Annotated in this window: 13 protein-coding genes; 7 read left to right on the forward strand and 6 right to left on the reverse strand. The window is 72.3% G+C overall.

Translation table 11 applies throughout. The annotated features are described in order from the left end of the window. Positions 1-55: 55 nt before the first annotated feature. Genes IT293_11885 through IT293_11900 form a run of 4 tightly spaced genes read left to right on the forward strand, consistent with a single transcriptional unit; the run spans position 56 to position 4,849 of the window. Positions 56-1,942: a trypsin-like serine protease gene (locus tag IT293_11885; GenBank protein MCC6765351.1), complete on the forward strand. Its 1,887-nt coding sequence runs from the start codon at positions 56-58 to the stop codon at positions 1,940-1,942. A 59-nt stretch (positions 1,943-2,001) separates the two neighbouring features. Next, positions 2,002-3,282, forward strand: a complete 1,281-nt coding sequence (locus IT293_11890) for a tryptophan 7-halogenase (GenBank protein ID MCC6765352.1) — start codon at positions 2,002-2,004, stop codon at positions 3,280-3,282. Beyond that, entirely contained in the window at positions 3,279-3,548 is a 270-nt protein-coding gene (locus tag IT293_11895; protein MCC6765353.1) for an acyl carrier protein, read from the forward strand. Before IT293_11890 ends, IT293_11895 begins: the two co-directional genes overlap by 4 nt. Further along, a complete protein-coding gene (locus IT293_11900; protein MCC6765354.1) occupies positions 3,545-4,849 on the forward strand; it encodes a hypothetical protein in 1,305 nt (434 codons plus the stop codon). The genes IT293_11895 and IT293_11900 overlap by 4 nt, the downstream gene beginning before the upstream one ends. A gap of 48 nt (positions 4,850-4,897) precedes the next feature. Here the strand turns inward: IT293_11900 and IT293_11905 are convergent, their stop codons facing one another. Next, positions 4,898-5,911 (reverse strand): hypothetical protein, encoded by a 1,014-nt coding sequence (locus IT293_11905; protein ID MCC6765355.1) that lies wholly within the window; start codon positions 5,909-5,911, stop codon positions 4,898-4,900. Between the two features lie 229 nt (positions 5,912-6,140). Between IT293_11905 and IT293_11910 the strand changes: the two genes are divergently transcribed. Next, positions 6,141-7,592 (forward strand): aldehyde dehydrogenase, encoded by a 1,452-nt coding sequence (locus IT293_11910; GenBank protein ID MCC6765356.1) that lies wholly within the window; start codon positions 6,141-6,143, stop codon positions 7,590-7,592. A 15-nt stretch (positions 7,593-7,607) separates the two neighbouring features. Here the strand turns inward: IT293_11910 and IT293_11915 are convergent, their stop codons facing one another. The 4 genes from IT293_11915 to IT293_11930 form a co-directional block, all read right to left on the reverse strand. Then, positions 7,608-8,675: a hypothetical protein gene (locus tag IT293_11915; protein ID MCC6765357.1), complete on the reverse strand. Its 1,068-nt coding sequence runs from the start codon at positions 8,673-8,675 to the stop codon at positions 7,608-7,610. Between the two features lie 100 nt (positions 8,676-8,775). Beyond that, positions 8,776-9,846, reverse strand: a complete 1,071-nt coding sequence (locus IT293_11920) for a 2-oxoacid:ferredoxin oxidoreductase subunit beta (protein MCC6765358.1) — start codon at positions 9,844-9,846, stop codon at positions 8,776-8,778. Further along, the gene (locus tag IT293_11925) at positions 9,843-11,648 is read right to left on the reverse strand and encodes a 2-oxoacid:acceptor oxidoreductase subunit alpha (protein MCC6765359.1); all 1,806 of its coding nucleotides are present in this window, start codon (positions 11,646-11,648) and stop codon (positions 9,843-9,845) included. Before IT293_11925 ends, IT293_11920 begins: the two co-directional genes overlap by 4 nt. 131 nt (positions 11,649-11,779) lie before the next feature. Next, entirely contained in the window at positions 11,780-13,570 is a 1,791-nt protein-coding gene (locus tag IT293_11930; GenBank protein ID MCC6765360.1) for an FAD-dependent oxidoreductase, read from the reverse strand. A gap of 170 nt (positions 13,571-13,740) precedes the next feature. On the opposite strand from IT293_11930, the gene IT293_11935 reads away from it, so the two are divergent. Together IT293_11935 and IT293_11940 are read left to right on the forward strand one after the other, a co-directional pair. Further along, positions 13,741-14,991, forward strand: coding sequence for an FAD-dependent oxidoreductase (locus tag IT293_11935; protein ID MCC6765361.1), 1,251 nt, complete (start codon positions 13,741-13,743; stop codon positions 14,989-14,991). Beyond that, entirely contained in the window at positions 14,988-16,373 is a 1,386-nt protein-coding gene (locus tag IT293_11940; GenBank protein ID MCC6765362.1) for an AMP-binding protein, read from the forward strand. The genes IT293_11935 and IT293_11940 overlap by 4 nt, the downstream gene beginning before the upstream one ends. A gap of 62 nt (positions 16,374-16,435) precedes the next feature. On the opposite strand, the gene IT293_11945 is transcribed toward IT293_11940, so the two are convergent. Further along, positions 16,436-17,344 carry a class I SAM-dependent methyltransferase gene (locus tag IT293_11945; protein ID MCC6765363.1) on the reverse strand — a complete coding sequence of 303 codons (909 nt, stop codon included), beginning with the start codon at positions 17,342-17,344 and terminating at the stop codon, positions 16,436-16,438. Between the last annotated feature and the right edge of the window lie 85 nt (positions 17,345-17,429).

Genomic DNA, 17,429 nt, shown 5'->3' on the forward strand with positions numbered 1-17,429 from the left:
GCTGGACCCCTCCATGGCCCCCGCACCGGCTGCCGCTCCGCTCCTGCGATCCCGCATGTCGTTTGCGGGCACGCTGATCGCCGCCCTGCTCCTCGCCGTACCGGCCGGCGGCACCGAGAGCCTGCCGCCCGCGACCCCGCGCATCGTGAACGGCGTGCTCAGCGCCGACCATCCGTCGGTCGGCGCGCTGCTCCGCGGCTCGACTCCGAACGACGCGGGCACCTGGTGCTCCGGCACCCTCATCGGCTGCTCGACGTTCCTCACGGCCGGGCACTGCGTCGAAGGCCGGTCCCCGTCCGAGCTCTTCGTCTACCTGCCGCACGCGGGGATCTTCCCGGTCGCGAGCATCGCGCAGCATCCCGGTTACGATTTCCCCGCCGCCGACGTCGCGGTGGTGAAGCTCGCCACGCCCGTCGAGGGCGTCGCGCCGACCGCGATCGAGACCTCGTCCGCGCCGCCGTTCGGTACGCCGGGCACGATCGTCGGATACGGCCGGGCCGGCGACCCGCTCTACGACTACGGTCTCAAGCGCGCGGGCAGCGTCGTCACCGCCTCGTGCACGACCATCCCCGCGCCCGGGTCGAACAGCACGTCCGTCTGCTGGGACTTCACCGAGCCGAAGGGCGCGCCGGGGACGGACTCGAACACCTGCAACGCCGACTCCGGCGGACCGCTCTTCGTCGATCTCGGCGGCGGTGCGCGCGTCGCCGGCATCACCTCGGGAGGATCGAGCTCGAGCTGTCAGCCGATGGATCACAGCTACGACGCCAACGTCTTCACCTACCGCGCGTTCATCCAGACCGAGGGCGGCGCCGACCTCGCGAACACACGTTGCGGCGGCGGCCCCCAGATCGGCGAGCCGGGAGCGCTCGCCCTCGCGTTCGACGGGTCCGTGAGCGGCGCCGTCCCCGACGCGACGCACGCCTTCACGGTCGGCAACGGCACCACGACGCTCAGCGTGGCGATGAACGCCGTCGACGACGGCGTCGGCGACTTCGACCTCTACGTGAAGGCCGGAAGCCCGCCGACGACGAGCGACTTCGATTGCGCCCGCGCCGGACCGAACCAGTACGGCGTCTGCACGATCGCCTCGCCCGTGCCGGGCCCGTGGTACGTGCTCGTACACCGCTACGCCGGCGCGGGCACGTACCAGGTGACGGCGACGCAGCTCGGCACGTCGTGCTCGCTGCCCGGCAGCGACGGCACCCCGTGCGACGACGGCAATCCGTGCACGAGCGCGGATGTCTGCCTGGCGGGCGCGTGCGGCGGCACCGCCGCCGGCGACGGCGCGCCATGCAGCGACGGCAACGACTGTACCGGTCCCGACACCTGCCAGAGCGGCGCGTGCGGCGCAGCGCCGCTCGCGAACGGCACGCCGTGCGACGACGGCGACCCGTGCAGCCGCCCCGATGCCTGCCAGGCCGGCGTCTGCACCGGCGTGTCCCCGGCGACGACGTGCAAGGTCGTCCCGGCGGGCGCGGCGCTGCTCTCGCTCGACAATCGCAGCCCGGACTCGCGCGACCGCTTCGCGTGGACGTGGCGCAAGGGCTCGGCGACGAGCCACGGCGACCTCGGCAACCCGCTCACCGCGACCTCGTACGCGCTCTGTCTCTACGACACCGTCGGCGGCGTCCCGCAACGCCGGCTCTCCAAGGTGATCCCGGCCGGCCCGCTCTGGAAAGCGTACTCGCGCGGCTTCCGCTTCCACAACGCCACCCTCTCGACGGGCGGCATCCAATCCGTCGCGCTGACCGAAGGCCTCGCCGGCAGGTCGAGCGTGCACGTGCGCGGCAAGGGCGCCCCACTTGCGCTGCCCACCCTCCCGCTGGCGAAACAGCCGAGCGTGACCGTCCAGCTCCTGAACGACACGGCCTGCTGGACATCGACCCACACGATCGCGACCACCAACAACCTCGCCAAGTTCAGGGCGAAGAGTCAGTAGGGGTCCGGCGGGGGGCGCCCGCGGTTGTCGCGATCCGGACGCTTGTGTAGACGCTTCGGATGCGCGGCTTGCGAGTGGCGATCGTCGGGGCCGGCCCCGCGGGCGCCGCGGTCGCGACGCTCCTCACCCGCGAGGGCCACGACGTCGTCCTCTTCGACGACGAGCGCCGCCCCGAGCTCGTCGTCGGCGAGTCGTTGATCCCGGCGGGAATCCCGCCGCTTCGCCGTCTCGGCGTCGAGGACGCCGTCGCCGCGATCGGCATGCACAAGCCGGGCGCGACGCTCACGTGGTCGCCGAGTCACCGTTTCGCCTTCCGCTTCGCCCGCTATCGCTCGTGGATGGTGCCGTACGCCTACAACGTGCCGCGCCGCGAGTTCGACGCGCTCCTGCTGGCGCGCGCCGAGGCGGTCGGGGCGCGGCGCCTGACCATGCGGGCCGGGCTCGTCCCTGGAGGCGCCGACGGCGCCGAGCTCGCGCTCGCGCCGGACGCGCTCGCAGCGACCGGCTGGCCGGCGCCGGATCTCGTCGTCGACGCGACGGGGCGCGCGCGCGTCTCCGCGCGGCTCCTCGCGATCCCGGCCACGACGGGTCCGCGAAACGACGTCGCCTATTTCGCCCACTTCACCGGCTGGCACTGGAGCGAGGAGCCCGGCCAGGTGCTGATCGATCGCGTCGAGGGGGGCTGGAGCTGGCGCATCCCGCTGAACGACCGGCTCTCGCTCGGCGTCGTCCTGAGCCGCGCCGCGGCCGCCCGCTTGGGCGCGACGCCCGAGGAGCGTCTCGCCGGCGCAATCGCCACGCACGACGCGCTCGCGGCGACCGTCGCCGGCGCGCGGCGGACGACCGGAGTCGCCACCTACGGCAACTATCAGCTGATCTCGACCCGCGGCGTCGGGCCCGGGTGGGCCGCCGTCGGTGACGCGTTCGGCTTCGTCGACCCGATGCTGTCACCGGGCGTGATGGTCGCGCTGCGCTCGGCCGAAATGCTGGCGGCGCGTCTCGCGCCGTGGCGGCGCTCCCGCGACGGCGCCGATCCCGCCGCGCTCGCAACAGCGCTCGCGCCCTACACGCGCGAGCTCGGACACCTCCTCGGCGCGTGGATGGAGCTCGTCGGCTACCTCTACGACGGCCGGATGCTCGCGCTCTTCCGCGCCGGCTCCGACATGATGACCGAGCGCGGCGGACGCTTCGCCCAGGCGCTGCAGAACCACATCGAGGCGAACATCGCCGGCCTCGCTTCGGGCACGTCGATCACCTCGCGTTACAGCCTCGGGCTCCTCCGCTTCCTCGGTCGCCACGGCCTGCGCGGCGTGGCTCCCGAGGCGCTCGCCATTCGGTGAAGGCGATGACGCCGCCGCCGTCCGTCGAGGCCGTCGCGGCCGCGATCGTCCGCTTCCTCAACACCGAGATCATGGCGCCGAGCCATCCGATCGGCGCCGACGACGCGCTCGCGGACGCCGGCGTCGACTCGATGGCGCTGCTCAAGGTGCTGGTGTTCCTCGAGCGCGAGATCGGCGTCTGGGTGTCCGACGAGGACCTCACGGACGACATCGTGCGGTCGGCGCGCTCGCTCGCGACCTACGCCTGCACGCGCGCAACGTCGTGAGCGCGCCGCCGCGCGCGGTCGAGCTGCTCGGTCCCGACGTCGTCCTGCTGGCGATGGAAACGCTCGCGGCGGGCCGCGCCGCGAGCAGCAACGCCGTCCTCGTGCTGGAGCTCGACGCGCCGATAGCGACCGCGCGCGTCGCGGCGGCGCTCACGCGCTTCCTTCCCGTCTGTCCGTGGCTCGGCGGACGCCTCCACCGGCCGTTCCCGTGGGGAAAGCTCCGGTGGCGCGTACCGCGCGGCGGCCCGACGGCAATCCCGGTCGCGACGGCGAATGCCGGAACCGCCGGCCTCGCGGCCCTCGTCGACCGCGAGCTCGCGACGCCGATCGACCCGCGCCGCGAGCCGCCGCTCCGCGTCACGGTCGCCGCCGACACGACGGGCGGCGTGCTCGTCCTCACGTGGGCCCACGCGCTCATGGACCCGCACGGCGCCGAGCACCTCGTCCGCCTCCTCGCCGCCCTCGACGCGGCGCCCGGTCGCGTGCCCTGGTCGGCGCCGCCGCTTCTCACGACGCCGCGCGACCCCCGTACGCTCCGCGAGCGCGGTGCCCTCGCGAGCCGCGGCGCCGCCGCGCTCCGCGCGTGCGCGCTGGTCCCGCCGCGCGCGCTCGCGAGCGTACCGACAGCGCGCGCTCCGGCGCGGACGCGCCGCCGCCACTGGCGATTCCGCTTCGCCGCGCGTCCCGACGGTGAAGACCGGAGCCGGCGCGGCATGCCATGGCGGCTCGCGGTCGTCGCGGCCGCGATGACCGAGCTCTTCCGGCGCCGCGGCATCCCGGTCGACGTCCCGTTCCTCGTGCCGGTCTCCGTAGAGCGGCGGGCGCGCGGCGAGCATGGACCGATCCTCGGAAACCAGCTGGCCTTCCACTTCGCGCGCGTCCCGCCGCCGGAGAGCGGCGACCCCACGGCGAGCGCGCGCGCGATCCGCGACGGCCTCGCCGAGGCGGTCCGCCGCGACGAGCTCGAGGCGATGGCGGCCGGCATGAGCTTCGCCCGCCTGCGGCCGCTCCGCGGCATGTTCCGCGAGCTGCCCTGGGCGCGCGGCGGCGACGTCTGCTCCTTCCACTTCGCCGACACCGATGCACTCCTCCCCGATGTCACCCGCGCGTTCGGTGCGGCGATCGTCGGCGGCTACCACGTCGCCGCCGTCCCGGCGCGTCCGGGCGCCGGCGTCTTCTTCACCCGTCACGGCGCGACCGAGAGCCTCGTCGTCAGCGCCGCGGACGAGGTCGTGACCGGCGAGGACGCGGAGACGATCGCGGCCGTCGTGGCGCGCGCGATGGAGTGGACGCGCCGCTGACGGGGCCGCGGGTGGGCGCCGCTCCGGACGGCGCCCACCCGCGGCGTGCTACGGCGTCACGTCGTCCGCGACGAGCGTCGGCGCGGCGCCGCCCGGCGTCGTCACGATGAAACGGTACTTGCCGCCGCCGCACCCGTTTCCGCCGTTCGCACGCACCGCCACGTAGAACGTGCCGCTGAACGGCAGCGTGCGCTGGAACTGCGGGCACGACGTCCCGCAGGTGTTCGGCACCGAGCACGGCACCGAGTTCACGAGCGTGTCGGCGACGGGCGTCGTCTGGTCGGAGCCGAAAAGGATGACGGTCGGCTCGAGCGTCGACTGCCCGCTGCCAGTGTCGTCGCGGGTCTTCACCCGCACGATGACCTTGTCGCCGGCCTGTCCGGTGATGGACCAGAGATCCACCTTCCCGGCCGCGGGCAGATCCTCGCGGAGCTTGTACGTCACCGGCAGGTCCGGAAACGCCGATTGGAGGTTCGCGACGCGCGCCGCATCGCTCGCCCGCGGGCTCAGCAGGCCACTGATCTGGTCGATCAGCTGACGCTGCAGCGGGCCGCCGAGACAGTTCATGAGGTTCAGGAGGTTGCAGGTGTACCCCGCGTCGAGCGCGAGGCAGCCGGCATTCACGAGCGCGAAGTTGAGGCCGTTTCCCTGCGCGCCGCAGAGCTCGTCCTGTGAGAGGTCGATGCACGCCGCGACGATCTTGTTCTGCTTCGTGGTCTCGTAGCCGGCGATCTTCTGCTCGCGCTCCGCACAGAACGCGTCCGCTGCCGTCATGCAGTCGTTGAACGCCGCGTTCGACCCGCGGTCGTCCGAGTCGCAGCACGGAGGCGAGCCGTCGTCGCAGGACGGGCCGAAGACGCCCTCGTCGCACTGGACCTGGCACTCCGCGACCTCTTCGGTGCACTTGAGCGTCTCGACGATGACGCGCTTCGCGAAATCCGCGCCGGCAGTGGCGAGCTTCTTCTGACAACGGGCGACCGACGTGATGTCGGCCGCGGCGGGCTGGACGAGCGCGAACAGCAGCGCCACCCCGGCAACGACGACTCGGGCATTGCTTCTCATGGCTTCCTCCTCGAACGGCTTCGTAGAACGGCAGTCGGACTGCGGCAGGAGCTACGGCACGCGGAAATACTGCCACGCGGCGCCCAAACGACTCAAGGCAAAACGACGCGCGCCGGCAACCGATCGCCGCCCCCCACGGGCGCCGAGGCGAGGGGTTGACGAGCGCCGCGAGTCCTAGTTTGTCAGGCGCTCCATCCGTTCACCCCAGACCCGCGAGGAGCCAGCCGTCATGTTCGAACGCGACACCTTGTACATCGGAGGAACCCACGAGAAGCCGTCGTCGAGCCGCACGATCGAGGTGCGCTCGCCGTTCACGGAGGAGGTCGTCGGCCGCGTACCCGAGGCCGCCGAGGCCGACGTCGACCGCGCCGTCGCGGCGGCGCGCGAAGCCTTCGAACGGGGGCCGTGGGCCCGGATGGCGCCCGCCGAGCGCGCCGACGTCCTCGACCGGCTCCTGATGGGTCTCCAGATGCGGTCCGCCGACATCGCGTCGACGGTGACGCTCGAGATGGGCTGCCCGGTCAGCTTCGCCCATGCCGGCCAGGCGTTCGCGACGACCATGGTGCTCCAGTTCTACGCCGAGCTCGCCCGCACCTTCCCGTTCGAGGAGACGCGGCCCTCGATGGCCGGCTCCGCGCTCGTCCGCCAGGAGCCCGTCGGCGTCGCGGCGGCGATCGTGCCGTGGAACGTGCCGCTCTTCACGATCATGCTGAAGCTCGCCCCCGCGCTCACGGCGGGCTGCTCGATCGTCGTGAAGCCGGCGCCCGAGACACCGCTCGACGCCTACATTCTCGCCGACGCGCTCGACGAGGCCGGCGTGCCGAAGGGGGTGGTCAGCATCGTCGCCGGCGGCCGAGAACTCGGCGAGCACCTCGTCACCCACCCGGGCATCGACAAGGTCGCCTTCACGGGCAGCACCGCGGCGGGTCGACGCATCGCCGCGCTCTGCGGCGAGCGCCTGAAACGCGTGACGCTCGAGCTCGGCGGCAAGTCGGCGGCGATCGTCTGCGACGACGCCGATTTCGACACCGTGCTTCCCATGGTCGTCGGCGCCGGCACGATGAACAACGGCCAGGCCTGCGTCGCGCAGACCCGCATCCTGCTGCCCCGCGCCCGCTACCAGGAGGGCGTCGACGCGCTCGCCGCCGTCGTCGGCGGCTTGAAGGTCGGCGACCCGAACGACCCGACGACCGAGATCGGCCCGCTCGTGGCCGAGCGACAACGCGACCGCGTGCTCGGCTACGTCGCCAAGGGCAAGCAGGAGGGCGCGCGCTGCGTCGTCGGCGGCGGCCGTCCGAAGGGGCTCGACCGCGGCTACTTCGTCGAGCCCACCCTCTTCGCCGACGTCGGCAACCACATGACGGTAGCGCGCGAGGAGATCTTCGGACCGGTCCTCTGCGCCATCCCCTACGACGACGAGGCGGACGCCATCCGCATCGCCAACGACTCCGAGTACGGCCTCTCGGGCTCGGTCTGGACGAACGACCCGAAGCGCGGCATCGACATCGCGCGCCGCGTCCGGACCGGCACCCACAACGTGAACTTCTTCATGATGGCGATGACGAGTCCGTTCGGCGGCTTCAAGAGCTCGGGGCTCGGCCGCGAGCTCGGTCCCGAAGGCCTGCGCGCCTACCTCGAGCCCAAGACGATCTGCCTGGCGCCTGGGATCGAGGTCTCCTGACCGCGCGCCGGGCGCCTACTCCGCGGTGTACTTGCCCATCGTCGACGTTCCGTACGGGCCGACGGCCATGCCGTGGTAGCCGAAGACGAACGTCGCCAGGTCGACGCCGTTGATCGTGGTGTCGCCGATCGGCACGTCGCCCTCGTCGCTTCCCACCCGGCAGTTGCTCAGGCGGACGAAGCCCGACGTATCGGCGATGACCGAGCGCGGGATGATCACGGGCAGGTCGATGTCGACGAGCGGCTCGTTGTCGGAGACCTTGGCGCTCATCGAGCACGTCAGGCAGACGTCGGGGAGCGACACGAACGACTCGGTGTTGTCGTAGTACTGGGCGTTGCAGCAGACGGCGGAGCCGTTCACGAGCGCCGACGGGATCGGTCCGATCTCGGACTCGGCGAACTGCGCGTTGCCCGCGGGGAACGCGACGCCGATGAAGAACACCTCGGAGTCGGTGAGGTCGAGCGGGTCGTAGGTCTGGAGGAACATCCCGGCCGCGACCGGACCGGTCGGGAAGAAATCCGCGCCGGCCGGCAGCGTCTGTCCGTCGACGATGCCGATCGCGACGTTTCCGAACGTGGCGTTGGTCTGCGTGTTGGAGACGACCCAGCTGCCGATCAGGCTCGGCGTGGCGGACGGGGTCTCCGGGTCGGCGGGCTCGCACGTCTGGCTCCGCGGGTCGGCGTCGAACGCCGTAACGGTCACGAAGCCCTTCTCGCCCGTGAGGTTGATCTTCGGGCCCGTGTTCTCGTTGCCCTGGCCCACCTGGATCTGACCCTGAACCGCCGTCGGATCGACCACCACCGTGTCCCGCAGCGTCAAGCAGATGAACACGTCCGCCAGGTGGTCGCAGCTCTCGGACCAGAACGACCAATGCGTCGCGAGCGTACCGGCATCCGAGCCGCCCACCCGGCTCGCCAGCTGGAAGCTCTGCCGGTCCGCCGAGACGTCGAACGGCATGATCAACGCGACCGCGGGCTCGAGCGTATTCACCGTACCGCCGAGCTCCTGCGCGTGCGCCGGACCCGCCATCGCCGCGACCACCGCCGCCACCGCTCCGCACCCGAGCATCATTCGCTTGCCCATCGTACCCTCCCCTCGTCTTGAGTCCTGGCGCGGCGCCGCGCGCCCCGATCCGTTCCTGAACCCGCGCGCGCCGTTTTGCAAACCGCCGCGCGACCCGGGCTCAGCGATACGACCGCTGGAGCGCGTCGAGCGCGGCGGCGCCGGGGCAGAGCGACTCGTAGGGCAGTTGCGCGAGCGGAGTCGCGACCGTGCGGTTGGCGGCGTGCATCTCGCTGCCGCCGGGATCGAGGAAGAGGAGTCCCGTCGGGACGACCCCGGCGGTCCTCTTCCGGCGCACGTACGACACGACCGCGTCGCGATCACCGGGATCGTACCCCTCGGGGATCTTCGTGAAGCGTACGACGCTGCCGTCATGCAGCGTCACGTCGGCGCTCGTGCCGGCGGCGTAGTCGGCCGTGATCTCGCCGGCCGGCGGCACGAAGTCCGGCGGGATCCAGTCCGCCTCGACGACCTCCTGGTCGTGCTGCCGGGTGTAGCGGTAGCTCTTCGTCGAGCCTTCGTGATCGTTGAAGGTGACGCACGGGGAGATCACGTCCACGAGCGCGAACCCGCGGTGCGCGAGCGCGGCTTTCAGGATCGGCACCAGTTGCGACTTGTCGCCCGAGAAGCTCCGCGCGACGAACGTCGCGCCGAGGCTCAAGGCGAGCAGCACCGGGTCCATCGCCTGCTGGGGATTCGTCTCGCCGTACTTGGACTTCGAGCCGGGATCGGCCGACGCCGAGAACTGGCCCTTGGTGAGCCCGTAGACGCCGTTGTTCTCGAGCACGTAGAGCGCGTCGACGTTCCGCCGGATGGCGTGCGCCATCTGGCCGAGACCGATCGAGAGCGAGTCGCCGTCGCCGCTCACGCCGATGTACGTGAGGTCGCGGTTCGCGGCCGAGGCGCCCGTGAGGATCGCCGGCATGCGGCCGTGCGCCGAGTTGAAGCCGTGCGCCCCCGAGAGGAAGTAGGTCGGCGTCTTCGACGAGCAGCCGATGCCCGAGAGCTTCGCGACCATGTGCGGGGGCACGTCGAGCTCATAGAAGGCGCGCGTGATGGCGGCGGTGATCGAGTCGTGGCCGCAGCCGGCGCAGAGCGTCGACATCACGCCCTCGTAGTCGCGCACGGTGAGGCCGAGCGCGTTCGGCTTCAGCGACGGGTTCCGCGCCGAAGGCTTCTTGATGTAGCTCATGCCGGCCGCTCCTTCTCGGTCTCGCGGATCTGGTGGACGACCTCGCGCACCACTTGATCGGCCTGGAGCGGCAACCCGCCGTAGGCGCGCACCGAGAAGAGCTGCGCCTTCGCGACGCCGGTCTCGAGCGTGAGGAGCGAGCGCAGCTGGGCGTCGCGATTCTGCTCGACGACGAACATGCGGTCGTGTCGGCGAAGGAACGACTCGACCTCCGGACCGAACGGGAAGCCGCGCACCCTGAGGTAGTCGCCCATGAGCCCGTTCTCCGCCAGCTCGGCGAGCGCCTCGCGGACCGCGAGGTCGCAGCTCCCCACCGTGACGATGCCGAAGCTCGCGTTGGGCCGCGTCTCGATGAGCGCGGGCGGCACGAAGTTCCGCGCCGTCCAGTGCTTGCGCGCGAGCCGGTCCATCACCTCCCGATACTCGTCGGGATCCTCCGTGTAGCCGCCGTGCTTGTTGTGCCCGGAGCCGCGCGTGAAGAAGGCGCCCTTGGAGCTCGTGCCCGGGAGCGTGCGCGCCGCCACGCCCTGCCAGTCCTCCGGCGAGTAGCGATGGTACTTCGGGAGGGCCTCGAGATCCTCGCGGGAGAGCACGCGGCCGCGGTCGGGGCGATAGGAATCGTCCCAGGTGAGGCGCGGCACGACCCAGTCGTTCATGCCGATGTCGAGGTCCGAGAGGACGAACACCGGGGCCTGGAAGCGCTCCGCGAGGTCGAAGGCGCGGGCCGTGAAGTGGAAGCACTCCTCCGGATTCCCCGGGAAGAGCAGGAGGTGCTTGGTGTCGCCGTGCGACGCGTAGGCGCACAGGAGAATGTCGCCCTGCTGCGTGCGGGTCGGCATCCCGGTCGACGGGCCGACGCGCTGCACGTCGACGATGACGGCCGGAATCTCCGCGTAGTACGCGAGCCCGACGAGCTCGCTCATGAGCGAGATGCCCGGCCCCGAGGTCGCGGTGAAGGCGCGCGCGCCGTTCCACCCGGCGCCGATCACCATGCCGATCGCCGCGAGCTCGTCCTCGGCCTGGAGGATGCAGTACCGCCGCTCGTTGGTCTCGGGGTCGACGCGATACTCCTCGCAGAGCTCCTTGAACGCGTCGAGGACGCTCGTCGACGGCGTGATCGGATACCAGGCGGCGACGGTCGCGCCCGCGTAGAGCGCGCCGAGCGCGATCGCCGTGTTGCCGTTGATGAGGATCGTGTCGGCCGTCGTGTCCATGGCCTCGAGGCGGATCGGCAGCGGGCACGCGAAGTGCTCCTTGGCGTAGTCGTAGCCGAGCCGGATCGCTTTCGCGTTCGACGCCATCAGCTTCGGCTTCGCTCCGAACTTCTCCGCCAGCATGCCCTGGACGACGTCCATGTCGATGTCGAGGAGCGCCGCGAGCGTCCCGGCGTAGACGATGTTCTTCATGAGCGTACGCTCGCGCGCCGCGCCGAAGTTCTCGATGCAGATGTTCGCGTACGGCACACCGAGGAAGGTGACATCGGTGCGGAGGAACGACGGCTTCAACGGCCAGGACGAATCGAAGAGCACCCAGCCGCCCGGGCGCACCTCGTCGATGTCGGCCTCGTAGGTCTCCGCGTTCATCGCGACCATCAGGTCGAAGCGCGCGGTGCGCGCGGTGTGGCCGTCCCTGTCGACGCGGATCTCGTACCAGGTGGGGAGGCCCTGGATGTTCGACGGAAAGAGGTTCTTCCCCGAGACCGGGATGCCCATCCGGAAGATGGCCTGCATCAGGAGGCTGTTGGCCGACGCCGACCCCGTGCCGTTCACGTTCGCGAGCTTGAACGCGAAGCGGTTGACCATTTCCTGTTTCGGCCCCGTGCGCTCGAGCGCTTCGCGCTCGATGCTCCGATGGCCCTCGGCACCCGGAGTCAATCCGGGTGCCTCGCTCTCACGCGTGCGACCGTCCCCGCTATTCGGGGCCTCGTCGTCCTCTACCGGCGTGCGGAACATGCGCGCTTTCCGGCGTAGGGAATCACGAGGTCGAACTTCTGCATGTCCCACGCCGCCGTCGGGCAGCGCTCGGCGCAGAGGCCGCAGTGCACGCAGAGGTCCTCGTCCTTCACCATCACGCGTCCAGTCTGGGGCAGCGAGCCCGAGACGAACAGGTCCTGTTTCGGATCGAGCGCCGGAGCACTGAGCCGGCCGCGGAGGTCGGTCTCCGCGCCGTCGGGCGTGATCGTGAGGCAGAGCACCGGGCAGACGTCGATGCAGGCGTCGCATTCGATGCAGAGCTTGTCGGCGAAGACGGTCTGGACGTCGCAGTTCAGGCAGCGCTCGACCTCGCGCGCCGCCTGCTCGGGGCTGAACCCGACCTCGACCTCGACGTCGAGCTTCTCGAAGCGCCGCACCAGGTCGACGTGCGTCATCTTCTCGCGCTTCCCTGGATTGTAGTCGTTCTTGTAGGCCCACTCGTGGAGCCCCATCTTGGTGCTCACGAGGTTCATGCCGCGCGGCAGGCGCTCGTCCACCGGAACGCCCTGGCAGTGGTTGTCGATCGAGATCGCCGCCTGGTGCCCGTGCTCGGCGGCCCAGATGATGTTCTTCGGACCGAACGCGGCGTCGCCGCCGAAGAAGACGCCCGAACGCGTCGACTGGAAGGTCACCGGGTCGACGACCGGCTGGCCCCACTCGTCGGCGTCGATCCCGAGGTCGCGCTCGATCCACGGAAACGCGTTCTCCTGCCCGAGCGCCAGGATCACGTCGTCCGCCGGGACGAACACGACGTCGAGCGGCTTCTGGACGAGTCGGCCGCTCGCTCCCTCGGACGACTCGTAGCGCTGGAACTCCATGCCGAGGAGCTTGCCGTTCTCGACGACGAACGCCTTCGGCTCGTGATCGACGACGATCTCGACCCGCTCCTCCTCGGCGTCCTCGAGCTCCCAGGGCGACGCCTTGAAGTACTTCCGCGGCTTCCGCGCCATGACCTTGATCGACGTGCCGCCGAGACGCGCCGCGCTCCGGCAGCAATCCATCGCGGTGTTGCCGACGCCGATGATGAGCACGCGCTTGCCGATGGAGTCCACGTGGCCGAACGCGATCGACTGCAGCCAGTCGATGCCGATGTGGACGTTCGCGGCCGCGTCCTTCCGCCCCGGGACGTCGAGGTCCTTGCCGCGCGGCGCCCCGGTGCCGACGAACACGGCGTCGTAGCCCTCGGCGAGGAGCACGCGCATGCTCTCGATGCGGGTCGCGTAGCGGACGTCGACGCCCATCCCGAGGATCATGTCGATCTCCTCGTTCAAGACCTGCTCGGGGAGCCGGAACGACGGGATGTTCGAGCGCATGAGGCCGCCCGGCGCCGGCAACGCCTCGAAGACCGTGACCGCGTACCCGAGCGGCACGAGGTCGTTCGCGACCACGAGCGACGCCGGGCCCGCCCCGACGAGCGCGACGCGCTTGCCGTTCTTCGCGGCCGGCGCCTTCGGCAAGCGGTCGCTCACGTCCTCGCGGAGGTCGGCGGCGACGCGCTTGAGCCGGCAGATCGCGACCGGCTTCTCCTCGACGCGCCCGCGCCGGCACGCCGGCTCGCACGGACGATCGCATGTGCGTCCGAGGATCCCCGGGAACACGTTCGACTCCCGGTTCAGCATGTAGGCGTCGGCGTAGCGGCCCTGGGCGATGAGTCGAATGTACTCCGGCACGTTCGTGTGCGCGGGACACGCCCACTGACAGTCGACGACCTTGTGGAAGTACTCGGGGTTGTGGACGTTCGTGGGGGACACGGATGGGAAACGCGTATCGGGCAGCGGATATACAGCGGTCGCGACGTGCTTGCCAGCGCCGCCGCACACGTCCGGTGCGCCGCCGCGCGTCGTGCTCGCCCGCATCTCTCACCTGGCCTCCGCCGTGAGCGACGTGGATCTGGTGCGAGATGCGGGATAGCCAGAGGGCCGTGTCCGAACGGCGGTACGACGTGGTCGTGGTGGGCGGGGGCACGGCCGGCGTCGCGGCGGCCGTCGCGGCCGCGCGCGCGGGCGCCCGGACGTTGCTGCTCGAGCGCTACGGCTTCCTCGGCGGCATGGCGACCGCCGGCATGGTCGGGACGGTGTGCGGCCTCTACTTGGCGCACGCCGACGGCCGCTCCGAGCGGTTGAACGCGGGGCTCGCCGGCGAGATCGCGGACGCGATCGAGCGCCTGCCGGGCAGCGCGCCGCCGCTGCGGCGCGGCCGGACGATCGTCGTCCCCTACCTCCCCCACGAGCTCGCTGCCCTCGCCGACGATCTCACGGACGCCGAGCCGATGCTTGACGTGCGGCTGCACGCGTACGTCGCGGGCGTCGAGCGCGACGGGGCGGCGGTCGCGGCAGTGCGCTTCGCGGACGCCGACGGGACGCGCGCGGTCGCCTGCGGCGCCCTCGTCGACGCGAGCGGAGACGCGATCGCCGCGCTCGCCGCCGGCGCGCCGACCGACGCGCCGCCGCCGGCCGAGCGCCAGCTCTGCTCGCTCGTGTTCGCGCTCCAAGGCGTCGACGCCGAGGCGCTGCGCGGACCGGAGAGCCTGGCGCTGCTCCGCCGCCTCGCCGCCGCCGAAGCGGCGGGAACGCTATCCGCCGGCGCGAGCGACGTCGCCTGGCGACCGACCGGACGTCCGGGCGAGGTCGCCGTGAAGCTCGCGCTCCACGCGGTCGACGCCGGGCCGCGCGGCGACTTCCTGACCGCCGCCGAGCGCGCCGGACGGCGGCGGATGCGCGCGCTCGTCGCCGCGCTCCGCGCCGAGTCGCCGGCGTTCGCGGCGGCGTTCGTCTCGCAGGTGGCGCCGCAGGTCGGCGTGCGTGAGAGCCGGCGCATCGTCGGGCGCCGCCGGCTCACCCGCGAGGACGTGCTCGGCGGCCGCCGCTTTCCCGACGCGATCGCGCGGGCGGCGTGGCCGATCGAGCTCTGGCGCGAGGGCGCGACGGGCGCGCGCTTCGAGCACCTGGCCGACGGCGACTGGTACGAGATCCCGCTCGACTGCCTCCGCGCCGTCGACCTCGGGAACATCCTCGCCGCCGGACGCTGCCTCAGCGGCACGTCGGAGGCCCTCGCCTCGGCCCGCGTGATCGGCACCTGTCTCGCGACCGGCGCCGCGGCGGGCGCGGCGGCGGCGCGCCTCGCCGGCGCCGCCGCGCCCGCATCCGGCACGACGACGAGCGGCGGCGCGTGAGCCTCGGCGACCTCCTGCACGCGAGCGCCGTACGCCACGGCGCGCGCCCCGCGATCACCGAGGTCGCCGCCGGCCGCACGCTCGACTACGCCGAGCTCGCGGCGCGCGCGGACACGGCCGCCGCGGCGCTCCGGTCCGCGGGCGTCGCCGCCCCGCACCGGATCGCGCTCCTCGGGACGAGCTCGCTCGCGTACGTGGCCGTCGCCTTCGGCATCCTCGCGGCCGGCGGCTGCCTCGTGCCGATCGCCGCCAACGTACGTGATGCGGAACGGGACGAGATCTTCCGCACCATCGACGTGAACGGCGTCGTGGCCGTCCCCGACGACGGCGGCGACTGGAGCTTCGCGTGGCTCGACCGCGCGCGCCGGCCGCCCGAAGGGTTCGCCGCACTCGATCCGGCGTTCGTCCGCTTCAGCTCCGGCACCACGGCCGACGCCAAGGGCGTCGTCCTCTCGCACGCCGCGACGCTCGCGCGCATCGCCGCGGCCGACGCGGTGCTGCGCCTCGCCCCCCACGACCGCATCCTCTGGACCCTGCCCCTCGCCTATCACTTCGCGGTCACGATCCCGTCGTACGTCCGCGCCGGCGCGCACGTGCTGCTCGCGCCGGAGTCGACACCCGCCACGATGGCGGCGGCGCTCGCCGCGCACGAAGCGACCGTGCTCTACGCCTCGCCGGTGCTCCTCGCGCGCCTCGCCGCGCTCGCGGCGCCGCCGCGGCTCCCGGCGCTCCGCCTCGCGCTCTCGACCGCCGCCCCGCTGGCACCCGACGTCGCGCGGCGCTTCGATGCCGCCTACCGCGTCCCGCTCGGGCAGGCGTACGGCATCATCGAGGCCGGGCTCGCCTGCATCAACACGCGCCAGGGCGCCGACCGCGACCTACCGGCGGCGTCGGTCGGCCGCCCCGTCCCCGGCTACGAGGTCGCCACGTTCGCCGACGACGAGGTCGGCGTCCGCGGCCCCGGGCTCTTCGACGCCTACTACGCGCCCTGGCGGCCGCGCGCCGAGGTGCTGCGCGACGGCTGGTTCATGACAGGCGACGTCGGCACCGTCGACGCGGCGGCCGCGCTCACGCTGCGCGGACGTCGCAAGTCGACGATCGTCGTCGCCGGCTTGAAGCTCTTTCCCGAGGAGGTCGAGGCCGTCCTCGCCGCGCATCCAACGGTCGCCGAGTCGCGCGTGGTCGCGCGCCCGCACCGCGCGCTCGGCGAGCTGCCGCATGCCGAGATCGTGCTCCGGCCGGGCACGCGCTTCGATCGCGACGCGCTCGCGCGCCACTGCGCCGCGCGCCTCTCGCCCTGGAAGATGCCGGTCACCTACACCGTCGTGGCGGCGATCCCGAAGACACCGGGCGGGAAGATCCTGCGACGCCCCGAGGGATGACGCCGGGAGCGGCGGGGCGCAGGGAAGCTCCGCGCGGTTGGCTCCCGGCTGCGACACGCGATTCATCCGTGATCGACGGACGACCGCGCCTCGTCGCGGACGGCGCTGACGAAGCGGATCGGCACGCCCCGCTCGTCGCCGAGGACGCGGAAGCCGTGCGCGGCGAGCCAGGAGGCGACGGCGCGCCCGTGCCATCCTGCGACGAACGGCTCGTACATCCACTTCGCCATCGCCGCGAAGTAGAGGCCGCGCCGGCCCTCGCGACGCGCGAGCGCGCGCCACGCGCGCACGCGGAACTGCGTCGGCGACGGCTCCGCGATCACGAGCCGCCCACCCGGCACGAGGATCCGGTGGAGCTCGACGAGCGCGGCGTCGGCGGCGCGCGGCGGCAGCTCGTGGAAGAGGAAGCAGGCGCCGATGCCTTCGAAACGTTGCGCGGGAAACCCCGTCCGCTCGGCGAGACCCTGCACGAAGCGGATCCCCCGATGGGCGCGCGCCGCGAGCTGCAGGAGGTACGGCGACGGATCGAGTCCCCACACCTCGGGCACGCCGGCGGCGCGCATCGCCGCGGCGAGCCCGCCGCTGCCGCAGCCGACGTCGAGCGTCGCCCGGCACCCGGCGAGCTCCGCGGCGAGCCGGGCGCGCGCCCGCACGGTGTCCCCGAGCATCAGGCGGTCGAACCAGCGCGCGTACGAGTCCGCGTGTCGCTTCGAGTACACGCCGTTCGGCAGGTGGTGGAACTCCTGGCGGAGGTACGCCGGCAGTCGATCGCCGCCCGGGAGGTCGGCCGGCACGACGACCTTGCGGCGCGCGCCGAGCCATCCCCGCACGTACGCGACCAGATGCGCCGGACGTCGCAGATCGAGCTCGTCAGGCCACGCGTCGGGGAGCGACACGATGCTCCAGTCGACGGCGACCGGGTCGCGCTCGGCGTCCCCGGCCAGGCGCGCCGCATTCCGATCCTGTTGCATGCGCCGACGCGCGTTCTACGAGCGCGCCCGGGGGCTGTCAATCGACATCGGCGAAGGACGCGCCGCCGAACGCGCGGCGCTCCCG

Source organism: Deltaproteobacteria bacterium (assembly GCA_020848745.1).
In the GTDB taxonomy this organism is placed as follows: Bacteria; Desulfobacterota; Binatia; order UTPRO1; family UTPRO1; genus UTPRO1.